General features: G+C 68.7%; 12 protein-coding genes and 1 pseudogene. 2 read left to right on the plus strand and 11 right to left on the minus strand.

Going from position 1 to position 11,459, the window contains the following annotated elements:
• Window positions 1-434: 434 nt before the first annotated feature.
• Together MCHLDSM_RS03990 and MCHLDSM_RS03995 are read left to right on the plus strand one after the other, a co-directional pair.
• A complete protein-coding gene (locus tag MCHLDSM_RS03990) occupies window positions 435-2,069 on the plus strand; it encodes a fatty acyl-AMP ligase (protein ID WP_048468970.1) in 1,635 nt (544 codons plus the stop codon).
• A gap of 53 nt (window positions 2,070-2,122) precedes the next feature.
• A complete protein-coding gene (locus tag MCHLDSM_RS03995; protein ID WP_048468971.1) occupies window positions 2,123-2,914 on the plus strand; it encodes a GAF and ANTAR domain-containing protein in 792 nt (263 codons plus the stop codon).
• Here MCHLDSM_RS03995 and MCHLDSM_RS04000 read toward each other — a convergent pair.
• From MCHLDSM_RS04000 to MCHLDSM_RS04050, 11 genes and pseudogenes are all read right to left on the minus strand, one after another.
• Complete coding sequence (locus MCHLDSM_RS04000; protein ID WP_048469010.1) at window positions 2,911-3,672, minus strand: GAF and ANTAR domain-containing protein; 762 nt, start codon at window positions 3,670-3,672, stop codon at window positions 2,911-2,913. The genes MCHLDSM_RS03995 and MCHLDSM_RS04000 overlap by 4 nt on opposite strands.
• A 34-nt stretch (window positions 3,673-3,706) precedes the next feature.
• Window positions 3,707-4,405, minus strand: coding sequence for a GAF and ANTAR domain-containing protein (locus MCHLDSM_RS04005; protein WP_048468972.1), 699 nt, complete (start codon window positions 4,403-4,405; stop codon window positions 3,707-3,709).
• Window positions 4,406-4,505: 100 nt separating this feature from the next.
• On the minus strand, window positions 4,506-5,732 hold the full coding sequence (locus tag MCHLDSM_RS04010) for a fatty acid desaturase family protein (protein ID WP_048468973.1): 1,227 nt from the start codon (window positions 5,730-5,732) through the stop codon (window positions 4,506-4,508).
• Window positions 5,723-6,829, minus strand: a complete 1,107-nt coding sequence (locus MCHLDSM_RS04015) for a glycosyltransferase (RefSeq protein WP_322788654.1) — start codon at window positions 6,827-6,829, stop codon at window positions 5,723-5,725. Before MCHLDSM_RS04015 ends, MCHLDSM_RS04010 begins: the two co-directional genes overlap by 10 nt.
• A 170-nt stretch (window positions 6,830-6,999) precedes the next feature.
• On the minus strand, window positions 7,000-7,455 hold the full coding sequence (locus tag MCHLDSM_RS04020; RefSeq protein WP_048468975.1) for a DUF5994 family protein: 456 nt from the start codon (window positions 7,453-7,455) through the stop codon (window positions 7,000-7,002).
• Window positions 7,456-7,671: 216 nt separating this feature from the next.
• Entirely contained in the window at window positions 7,672-7,875 is a 204-nt protein-coding gene (locus MCHLDSM_RS04025; protein ID WP_048417088.1) for a cold-shock protein, read from the minus strand.
• Window positions 7,876-7,958: 83 nt separating this feature from the next.
• The gene (locus MCHLDSM_RS04030) at window positions 7,959-8,444 is read right to left on the minus strand and encodes a DUF5994 family protein (protein ID WP_048468976.1); all 486 of its coding nucleotides are present in this window, start codon (window positions 8,442-8,444) and stop codon (window positions 7,959-7,961) included.
• Between the two features lie 197 nt (window positions 8,445-8,641).
• A pseudogene (locus MCHLDSM_RS04035) lies at window positions 8,642-10,009 on the minus strand (cytochrome P450); the annotation flags it as partial.
• Complete coding sequence (locus tag MCHLDSM_RS04040; RefSeq protein WP_048468977.1) at window positions 10,006-10,245, minus strand: DUF6480 family protein; 240 nt, start codon at window positions 10,243-10,245, stop codon at window positions 10,006-10,008. The gene MCHLDSM_RS04040 and the pseudogene MCHLDSM_RS04035, both read right to left, overlap by 4 nt.
• Window positions 10,242-10,910, minus strand: a complete 669-nt coding sequence (locus MCHLDSM_RS04045) for a hypothetical protein (protein ID WP_048468978.1) — start codon at window positions 10,908-10,910, stop codon at window positions 10,242-10,244. The genes MCHLDSM_RS04040 and MCHLDSM_RS04045 overlap by 4 nt, the downstream gene beginning before the upstream one ends.
• A 20-nt stretch (window positions 10,911-10,930) precedes the next feature.
• On the minus strand, window positions 10,931-11,459 hold a 529-nt coding region (locus tag MCHLDSM_RS04050), incomplete at its 5' end, for a CsbD family protein (protein WP_048469012.1).

Consider the following 11,459-nt stretch of genomic DNA (forward strand, 5'->3'; position numbering starts at 1 on the left):
AGGTGCGAACGTGGCACGGTAAGGTAGGCCCAGGTTGATTCCTCAGCCTCCCGGAAACGTCGCGGCGGCGATCTGATCCCCGCCGAGTCTCGGACTCGACGTCAGCCGACCTGTCATGGATGTCGGCGCCCGAGGGATCACGGTTGAGACACAGCTACTGCGACGTACGTCTCTTTCGGCGTGCTTTGCCGTTGATCGAGGTTCGTGTCGGTACAGTCGGTCCGTCTGACATGCTTCCCCGCGTTCCGACCGGACCGGGGACCGTCTGGGGTGACCCCAAGGAGGTCACGCGTTACCGCCGCCCGATCCTGGTCGGCGGTGGTCGAATTCCAGCGACACCCCGCACGAGTAGCGGCCCAGAGCGACAACGCCGGGCCGGCCGACCGAACACACCTTCATCGTCCTTCGCAGACCTGAAGCTTTAGGGGCCTGTCATGAGCTTTTTCACCGACACCATGTACGCCAACGCCCGCACCAGCACCAAGGGACTGAACACCGGCGAACCGCACGCCCCCGTCCGCCATACCTGGGCAGAGGTGCACGAACGTGCCCGCCGGGTGGCCGGCGGACTCGCCGCCGCGGGCATCGGGCCCGGCGACGCCGTCGCGGTCCTCGCGGGCGCCCCCGTGGAGATCGCACCCACGGCCCAGGGCATCTGGATGCGCGGCGCGAGCTTGACCATGCTCCACCAGCCCACGCCGCGTACCGACCTGGTGCGCTGGGCCGAGGAGACCACCGCGGTGGTCACCATGATCGCGGCGCGCGCCGTGGTGATCTCCGATCCGTTCATGGCCGCCGCCCCCGTGCTGGAGTCGCTGGGCATGACGGTGCTGACCATCGAGGGGCTGCTGGGCTGCGCACCGACCGATCCGATCGAAACCTCAGACGACACCGTCGCGCTGATGCAGCTGACCTCCGGGTCGACCGGGTCTCCCAAGGCCGTGCAGATCACCCACGCCAACATCGTCGCCAACGCCACCGCGATGACGGTCGGCTGCGACTTCGACGTCGACACCGACGTGATCGTCAGCTGGTTGCCGTGCTTCCACGACATGGGCATGACCGGCTATCTGACGGTGCCGATGTACTACGGCGCCGAACTGGTGAAGATCACGCCGATGGATTTCCTGGGCGATATCCTGTTGTGGCCCAAGCTGATCGACAAGTATCGCGGCACCATGACCGCCGCGCCGAACTTCGCCTACAACCTGCTCGCCAAGCGCCTGCGCCGCCAGGCCGCCCCCGGCGCGTTCGACCTCTCGTCGCTGCGGTGGGCGCTCTCGGGCGCCGAACAGGTCGATCCCCTCGACGTCGAGGATCTGTGTGACGCCGGTGCACCGTTCGGGCTGCGACCCGAAGCGATCATCCCGGCGTACGGCATGGCCGAGACGACGGTGGCGGTGTCCTTCTCCAAGTGCGGTGGCGGGATGGTGGTCGACGAGATCGACGCCGACCTGCTGGCCGTCCTGCACCGCGCGGTGCCGGCCGTCAAAGGTCACACCCGCCGGCTGGTGTCACTGGGCAAGCCACTCGACGGCCTCGAGCTGCGCATCGTCGACGAGGACGGTAGCGAGCTGCCGTCCCGCGGCGTCGGGGTGATCGAGGTGCGCGGCGAGCCGGTGACCAAGGGTTACACCACTGTCGCGGGTTTCCTTGCCGCACAGGATGATCGAGGCTGGTACGACACCGGCGACCTCGGCTACGTCACCGAGACCGGCGAGGTCGTGGTGTGCGGACGCCTGAAGGACGTCATCATCATGGCCGGCCGCAACATCTACCCGACCGACATCGAGCGCGCCGCGGGCCGCGTCGAGGGTGTGCGACCGGGCTGCGCGGTGGCGGTCCGCCTCGATGCCGGCCTCTCCCGGGAGACGTTCGCAGTTGCTGTGGAATGCAAAGACTTCCGCGACGACGCCGAGGTGCGTCGAGTCGAGCGGGCGGTCGCCCACGAGGTGTTCGCCGAGGTCGACGTGCGCCCCCGCAACGTCGTGGTACTCGCACCGGGGACCATCCCCAAGACTCCGTCGGGCAAACTGCGGCGCGCGCACGCTCTCTCGCTGGTGAGCTGACGAAAACACCATCTGTTCCCCTCCCGCTGAGGCGAGTAGCGTCGGAAGACAGGATGGCCGACTACGACGCACAGCCCGGGCGCGACGAACCGTTGGAACCGTCTGCTGCGCAACGCGACGCAGACGACGTCGGCATGCTCGCCGGCCTCCGGGGAGTGGCCGAACTGGTGGCCGACGCCCGCTCGGTGCCCGAGTTGTTGGGCGACGTCGCACACTTCGCGGCCGTCGCGATCCCGAACGTCGACGGCGCGAGCACCGCGGTGCTGCACCCCCCGTGCAGCGTCCGCGCCGTAACGGCGACAGCGGATTTCGTCGAGACCATCGACAAGGTGCAGTACGACGAGCTGCGCGAGGGGCCGTGCCTGACGTGTATGGAGTCCGGGCGGGTCGCCGTGAGCGGCTCCCTGGGCAGCGACGCACGGTGGCCGCATTTCGGCGGCCGGGTGGCCCGGATGGACGTGCACTCGGCGCTGTCCCTGCCGCTGGTGGTGAAAGGTGAGGTCATCGGCGCGATCAACGCCTATGCGAAGGCCCGCGACGCGTTCGGCGAGTACGCCGTCATGCTGGGCGTCCAGTTCGCCGCATCGGCCGCGGTGTCGGTGTATCACGCCCAACTGCTCCAGTCAGCGGAGGCACGCACCGAGCGCCTCCAGCGCGCACTCGGCAGCAGAGCGGTGATCGATCAGGCGATCGGCATCATCCGGAGCCGTTCGGGCGCGAGCGCCGAGCAGGCGTTCGAGCGGCTGACGCAGATGAGTCAGCAGGACAACGTCAAGCTGGTCACGCTCGCCGAGCGGATGGTGGACGAGGCGGTGCGCCGGGCCCGCGCCCGCCACCACACCTAATGCACTGAGGGATCGGCGAATTGGGTGATCTCGGCGATCAACACCGGGCGGGAGTAGCGGTCGTTCATCAGCTGGCGGGCCAGGTCCGTGAGGTGCTGTCCGTTGGCGTGCGAGTACCCGCGCAACACCGTGAACGCCTCTTCGACCGAGACGTCCAGGACCTCCCGGAGAAGACCCTTGGCCTGCTCCACGACCGTGCGCCCGGCGAGCGCCGCGCGCAGCTGCGGCAGCACGGTCGATGGTGTGGGCGCCTGCCCCTGCAGAATCGTCACGCACGCGATGTGCGCCAATGTCTGAGCAACGAGCAGATCGGCGTGGTCGAGTCCTCCCGGAGAGGTTCCGAACAGGCCGAGTGCGCCGAGCACGATCCCGGCCGCGCGCATCGGCACGGCGTGCACCGAGGCGAAGCCGCCTGCCACCGCTTCCGGGACGAACTGCGGCCAGCGGGCCTCCGCATCAGCATCGAGGTGCGCGACCGACACCGGGGCACCGGTCATGTAGCAGTCGACGCATGGGCCCTGGTCCATCTGGAGCTGGAAGATCTCCAGGTCGCGCGCCTGTTTGGTGGTGGCCGCCAGCAGGTGCAACCGGTCGAACGGGTCGGCGAGCAAGAATCCCGCCGCGGCCACGTCGAGCAGGTGCGCGGACCGTTCGGTGAGTTCGGTCAAGAGGTCCACCACGTCGAAGTCGACGAGCAGACTGTCGACGAGGGAGTTGACCGCGTCGAGCACGAGTTCTTCGCGCGGTGTGTCTGTCATGTTGGCCTCCATCCAGGTGCCTGTCCCACGCCCGTCACTCCAACCGCAGTCGGCGTTCGAGGATGTCCCGAGCCACCTCGGTGGCGGCCCGGCCGGCTGCGTAGGCATGGGCGCGCAGACGCAACAGCGCCTCTGCAGGTTCGATACCCAATTGGGCGACCAGCATGCCGGTGGCCTGGCTGACCTCGGCGCGCGACAGGGCGTTCAGCTCGGTCCATGCGGTGCTGTCCGGGTCGCTGACGGCGGCGTGCAGATCAGCGTCGAGGAGATCGAGCACCGGGATACCGGCGAGCTCGGCGGCGGCGATGGCCCCCGCGAACTGCTCCCCTGCCAGTCGGATGGGCAGAGCGCTGAAGAGGTCCAAAGCGCCGACGTACTCGCCGGCGACCACGACGGGCATCGCATAGACGCTGCGGATGCGCAGGTCGAGCATGGCCCGCCCGTAGACGGGCCAGCGCTGCTCGGCGGGATCGGCCAGGTCGCTCACCATCACCGGCGCGCACCGCGAGACCGACTCCAGACACGGCCCCTCGCCGACGGTGAACTGGAGTTCGTCGAGGGCGCGTGCGTCGTTTCCGCTGGATCCCAGCGTTCCGGTCGAGGCGCCGTCGAAAACCAGCGAGATGGCCGCGGCATCGACGTCGAGCAGGGTCACGCACGCCTCACAGAGCCGATCGGCGGCTTCGACGCCACGGCGACCATCGACGGCTGCGAGGAGTTGCTCGCGAAGCACCCCTACCAGGCCGTCGACCCGACGCGGGGGTGTCCCGGCGCGGGCGGTTCATCACTCATCAGATCTGGCCTCTGTTCTGCGGGAACGGCGGAGATTGTGCTCATGCCCCGTGACGCCGGCCTCGTAAGCTCAGGCTACGCCGCTGGGCGGTGCGCCGCGCCCGAAGCGCCGAACGGAGCCCGCCCTGACGCTCACCCGGGACCGCCGCCGTCGCAACGAATTTCTTCTCCGAGGCGGTTTCCGGGGCGTCGTCGGCCGTCGCCGTCAGGAACCGATCGGGCAGGGCCAGTTTGTGGATGGTGCGCAGCGTCAGCAGGTACTGATGCGGCAGCGACGCGGTGGTGTAGGGCAGGTCGTACTTCGCGCACAGCTCGCGGACCCGCACCGAGATCTCGGCGTACCGATTGCTCGGCAGATCGGGGAAGCAGTGGTGCTCGATCTGGTAGCAGAGGTTGCCACTGGAGAACGCCAGCACGCGGCCGGCGCGGAAGTTCGCGGTGCCGAGGATCTGCCGCAGGTACCACTCCCCCCGGGTCTCCTCACCGAGCACGTCGGCGGTGAACTTCTCCGCCCCGTCGGGAAAGTGGCCGCAGAAGATCACGACGTAGGCCCACAGGTTGCGCAGCAGATTCGCCACACCGGCAGCGAGAAGAGTTCTGCGCCAACGCTTGACCGTCAGCGCGGGGAACACCACGTAGTCCTTCAGCGCCTGCCGGGCCACCTTGCGACCCAGCATCGAGCGGCGCACACCGTCCGACACCGGCCGATCACGCTCGGAGTGCACGCCCTGAAAGGCGATGCCCCATTCGAAGACCGCGGCCAGCAACGCATTCCGCAGCGGCTGGAACAGATGCGCCGGCTGCCACGGTTCGTCGCGGGTGACGCGCATGACGCCGAAGCCGAGGTCATGGTCGTGGCCGATGATGTTGGTGTAGACGTGATGGCGGTAGTTGTGCGAGTACCGCCACTGCGACGAGACCGCGACCATGTCCCACTCCCAGGTGCTGGAGTGGATCTCGGGATCGTTCATCCAATCCCATTGGCCGTGACCGACGTTGTGGCCGATCTCCATGTTCTCGACGCTCTTGGCGTACGCGAGGGAGGCGGTGCCGAGCAGCCACCCGGTGCGCGACCCGCTCAGCCCGATGACGAGTCGCGAGGCGACGTCGAGGGCGCGCTGGAACAGGATGGTGCGCCGGATGTAGGCGGCGTCGCGGGCACCGAGCGACTCTTCGACATCGCGCCGGATGGCGTCGAATTCGGCGCCCAGTGACTCGATGTCGGCGTCGGTCAGATGCGCGTAGGCGGCAACGTCGGCTATCGCCACGGGCCTGTCCTCTCGGTGGGTACGGACGATGCGTCGATCTCGGCCACGGCGCGCTCGGCGACCAGGCGTTGACCCAGTGTGGTGTAGGCACCGCCGACTGCGGACCAGGCGAAGTCGGGGGCCAGCTGCCGCGCCTCGGCGGCCATCGCGCCCGCCAGCCGCGGCTGGGTGAGGATCTGGCGAAGCGCGGAGGCGAGCGCATCGGAGTCGTCGTGATCGACCAGGATGCCCGCGCCGCCGGACAGCAGCTCCACGGCGTGCGGGAACGGTGTCGCCACGACGGGCCTGCCGTTGGCGATGGCCTCCACCAGGATCGCCGAGGAGACCTGGTCGGTGGAGTCGTAGGGAAGCACCACCACCGACGACGACTGGATGAGCGCGGTCAGCGACGCGCGGTTGTAGGAGCGGGGGTCGAAGGACACCGAATCCTCGACACCGTTGCGGCGGGCCCGATCGATGCACGCCTCGCGGTAGGCGTCGCCGTGCAGGGCCGCCTCCCGCGGATCCGTCTGACCGACGACCACGTACCGCGGACGGCCCGCAACGCTCTGCAGGGAGCTCATCACGTCGATCACCCGCTCGATGCCCTTGCCCGGGGCGAGCATGCCCCAGGTCAGGATCGTGGGGCGACTGGGCCGCTTGAGCCGGGGCCCCGAGAACACGGTCCCGCCGTGCGGGATCAGGACGACCTTGCGCGGCTCCACCCCGTAGTCGCGGCACAACCGGGTCCGAGCAGCCGCCGACATCACGATCACGCGGTCGGTCGTGGCGACCATGCGTTCCATCACCCAGCGCTCGTGCGGGCGGGGGTGCTCCAGGATCTCGTGTGCGACGAGGACGGACGGCACGCTCAGGGCCTCGATGAGGGACAGCACCTCGTCACCGTGGGTGCCGCCGTAGAGCCCGTACTGGTGCTGGATGATCGCGACGTCGCTGCGGTTCAGCCGGGCCGCGCAGGCCGCGACCGAGACGGCCGAACCGTTGACCAACTCGCCGTCGGGCGATTCGGTCTCCGCATCGTCGGCGATGCGAACGAGGTCGACATCGTTACCGAGCGCGCGCAGCGCGTCGGACAGGCCGGCGCTGAACCGTGCCACCCCGCACAGGGTGGGCGCCAAGGTGCTGAGCACTCCGAAGCGCACAGGCCGTGACATCGGCAGTGCATGTGATGCAGACATGATCAGCCACTCGTGCCGTCGTCCGAAAATCGCTGAAAAATGTTGCGTGCCTTCACTTTCAAGTTATGGGCGGCCTCTGACGCTGCTGTTCAGTCGGCGCCTCTGGTTGCGAGCAGCGCCCGGATGCTCGATGCGTTCTCCGAGGCTGCGGTGGCCATCATGGCGGCGTGTGCCTGGTCGGGGTCGGTGTGCGCGGGGATCACCAACAGCAGCATCTCACCACCCCTGGATCCCTGCACCCCCAGCGTGCCGGCCGGATGCCGGTCGTAGCCGTCGAGCCGGACAAGCTGATCGGCGAAGCGCAGCTTCGCCGGAGCGTTCACCCATTCGGCGCGGTTGTACCGCACCCGCTCGATGTTTCCGAGTCGTACCGAGAGAACAGTCAGGAGATCGGGCAGCTCGGCACTGAGGTCGTCGCTGTGGGGCCACCACGCTCCGTCGACGAAGCCACTGATGGGTGCCTTGCGCTTGAGGCGCAGTCGGGGCGTGCTCTCCGGCCCCTGATGGAGTTGATCGGATTCTTCGATGTCGGTGTGCTGTGTCATTGGGACGATCCCGCCTGAGCCCGCGGGGGACCCGAATCCGACCCGGCGACGACGCGAACTCAGACGTGCCGCGTGCAACTGTTCTCCGGTTTTCCCAGCATACGCCTGATCAGCGAGAATCCTTGGCCAGATTGACGACTGGCCGGAGAACAGTACCGAAATGAAAAGTGGGCTGGTGAGTGTGCCTCACCAGCCCACGATCGAAGCTCGTGCCTCTTAGACGGCCGTCACGTTCACGGCCTGCGGGCCCTTGTTACCTTGCTCGACGTCGAACTCGACGCGCTGATTCTCCTCGAGCGAGCGGTAGCCGCCGCCGGAGATCGCGGAGTAGTGGACGAAAACGTCCTCTGCACCGCCGTCGGGGGCGATGAAGCCGAAGCCCTTGTCGCCGTTGAACCACTTCACAGTTCCCTGTGCCATACTTTTTCAACTTCTCTCATGTGGAAGAACGCCAGTTTTCGGCGTCCCGACGCAACCGTATCACGTGGTCGCGCGATTTCAGATCACGAACCGGTGGGCTGGCACCACTTCGCACTCTCGGTGCGAGCGAGACCCAGTACGACACAAGCGGTTTCGTAGAGACGGCCGTTCTCGGTCTCGATGGATGCCGGGAGACCGGCTGCCGTGCGCAACACCATCGTGCCGAGCGCCTGCGATGTCATACTCGGTACGACAAGCAATTTCGCTCCGGCGTTGCGTCCCACGATCGACATCAGCCGGGGCCGCCGGTGATGCTCGCCGGGCAACATCATCCGCGAGCCGGTGGCGATGGTCTCCAGGTCCAATTGACCCTCGGTGGCCGACCAGTTGATCTGGATGGTCTCGATCTCCCCCAGCGCCCGGTGCAGGGCCCCGATGAGATCAGGGAGTTCCGCGGCGATCGCGGAGGTATGTGGCCACCACGCCCCGTCGATGCCTCCGCCCAGTTCGGGCGCGAGTGTGACCCGAACAGGCTTCGACGCGCGACGGGCGCGCGGTATGCCGTTCACCGATGAGGCGAATCAGCAGGACGATTCTTCGACGGCAGATCGGAGAAAACGGGGGCCTGCACCGGCTCGTCGGACGACGAGGACGGGGCGGCGACTTGCGGTGCCTGACGATGTGAGAAAAGTTCAGACGATTCCATGAGCACGTCCTTGTGTGTTGAGAGAGTCCCCGCGGTGGTTGCGCGCGGTTCGATCGCGTCGGCGGCGGGACAACCCTGTGCTCCACGATACACCCCGGTACTGCCCCCGGGCGTCGCGCGTCGCGTCCGCACCCGGATGCGCGCGCCGCGGTGGGGCACGAAGATGACGTGCCGGAGCCGTCGGCGTTCACCGCGTGACGTCGTCGTCTCGAGCTCCACACGACGCAGAATCTCCGCCAGGACCACCCGGAACTCCACCATCGCGAAGGTCGCGCCCAGGCACCGGCGGTTGCCGCCGCCGAACGGCAGATAGGTCGACGGACTCAGCGACGCCCCGAGCATGCGCCGCGGGTCGAACCGCTGCGGATCGGGGTAGTGCTGCGGGTCGGTGTGCACCCACACCATGCCCGGCACCGCCATCACCCCGGCTGGTAACAGGCGACCCGCGAGCTCCACGGGCTCGGTCAGCACCCGGCCGACGTCGAACACCACCGGACGGATCCGCAGCGTCTCCCTGACCACGGCGTCGAGGTAGTCGTCATCGCCGTCGCGCGCCGCCCGGACCGCTTCCGCGAGCACATGCGGGGTGCGGGTCAGCCGCTCCAGCGCCCAGGACAGGCCCGTCGCCGTGGTGTCGTGACCGGCGGCCAGCAGCGTGATCAGTTGATCGCGCAGCTCCTGGTCGGACATCCCGCCGGCGCGCACCAGCATCGCCAGCGCATCGGAGCGCTCGGCCAGCCCGGGGTCGGCGCGATGGTCGGCGATCTCGGCGTACAGCAGCCGGTCGGCCTCGGCGATCGCCTCGCGCATCCGCCGCCACGGCCGCCTGCGCAACAGGTCCGGGTCGGCGATGGCCAGGGACTGCCAGGGGCCGAGGTTGAGCACCCGCGGCATGACCTCCCGCAGCGCGGCCAGCCGCACCGGGTCGGAGGCGCCGATCACGGTGCGCAGGATGACCTCAAGCGTGATCTCCGACATCCGCGGCGCGACCGGGAACGTCCGGCCGACCGGCCAGGTTGCGATGTTGTCGGCGGCGATCTGCGCGATCAGCGGCACCTGCGCGGCGACCGCGTCGCGGGCGAACGGCGCGAGCATCAGCCGGCGACGGTCGCGGTGAGCGTCCTCATCGACCACCAGAACCGAGGACTCGCCGAGCAGGCCGGTGAGAATCGAATTCGCTTCTCCGGCATGGAAAGTGCGGGCATCACCGGCGAACACGGTCTTGATGTCGGCCGGGTCGGTCAGGTAGACCATGGTGCCCATGGTCGCCACCCGCAGCGTGAAGGACGGGCCGTAGCGGCGCCGGCACGCCGCGATGAAGCGTGGACCGCAGGTGAACATCAACCCCGCCTGGACGGCCCGCGGCAACCGGGGCCCCGGCGGCAACGACGTCGTCGCCATCACCCCAGCGTACGAGGTCCCGCTCAGCCCCAGAACTGAATGACGAGCACCACGGCCACGACGGCGAAGATCGCCACGAAGAGCACGACGGCGATGACACCGACGGCCGTGCGCGGGTTCAGGTTGCGACCGGCGGTCAGATCGGCGTTCTTACTGGCGGAGGTCTGCGCCGATTGAGGCGAGATCTCCCCCGGGGGGACACCCCCAGCGCGCTCCTCGCTGGGGGTGTCCATGGGGTCGGGATCCGGGGGCAGCGCGGTCATGAGGAGTCCGCTTGTCGCTCGTCCTTCTCGCTGTCACTCAGGTCCTCGATCCGGTCGGCGTGCGCGCGCACACTGGTCGCCGCCCGTCGTTTCTGTGCGGCGTCGTCGAGTTGCTCCGCCGCCGCGTCGGTCACCACCTTCTCCGCGGCCTTGCTGCGGTTCTGGGCGCTGCGCTTGGCCTTCTCGACCGCCGCCACGCTCTGCTCGGCCGACTCGGCGATGTCCCGCTGTGCCGCCGCGCTGCGTTGCGCTGCCTTCTGCGCCGCCTCCCGCGTGCCGCGATCGGCCTCCTCGCGCGCCTCGGCGACCCGTTCCTGTGCCTGTTGGCGGGCCTTTTGCGGTGCGCTGGAAGCCTTTTCCCGCTTGGCGGCCAGCTGATCCTCGGCCTGCCGCTTCTTCAGCTCGGCCACCTCGTCGAGCCGCATCGCTTCGCCCAGTGCCGCCGCACGCTGGATGCGGGTGATCCCGCTCTCCTCGAGTTCGGCGTCGCGCAGCGCGCTTCCGGCTGCCGCGTCCAGTGCGCCGAGTGCCCGCTCGTACATCAGCCGGCCCGGCGCCTCCTGATCCATCCGGGCCACCACGCGGTCCTCGACCAGCTGCAGCGGCGTCCGGGCGATCCGGTACTGGAACCTCAGGATCGCAAAGGGAAAGTCAGTGATCTTCATGCGTCAACTCCTGTATCGCGTCAGGGCAGGCTCGGGTCGGCGCCTTCGGCGCGGTGCCGCAACCGGTCGGCTTCGGCCTCGGCGCGCTCGGCTTCGCCGACGTCCTCGCTGTAGTCGACGACGGCGTCCTCGTACTCCGCCGTGGCCTCCGCCACCTGGTGGCGCTCGTCCGCGCGCGCACGTAGCGCTTCGCTCTGCACTTCGGCTTCGAAATGGGTCTGGGCCCGGGCGGCGTCACGGCGAGCGGCCTGGTCGGCGGCGCTCTCCTGGGCCGCTTGCTCGGCGCGCACGGAGGTCTTCGCGGCCGCCGCACGCACTTCGGCGGCGGAGCGCTCCTGGGCACCTTCCTGCCGCGCTTCCCCGGCCACCGCCCGGGCTTGCGACGCTTCGGCATCCGCCTCGGCCCCGAGGCGGCTCGCGGCGCGGCGTTCCTTCGCCTGGGTCTGTTCGAGCTGACCTTCGGCAGTCAGCGCATCGTTGCCCGTCACAGCGCCCGCGACTTCTTTGGCCTTCCCTTTCACGGAATCCACGAAGCTCTTGCGGGTCTGG

Source organism: Mycolicibacterium chlorophenolicum, assembly GCF_001044235.1.
GTDB classification, from domain to species: domain Bacteria; phylum Actinomycetota; class Actinomycetes; order Mycobacteriales; family Mycobacteriaceae; genus Mycobacterium; species Mycobacterium chlorophenolicum.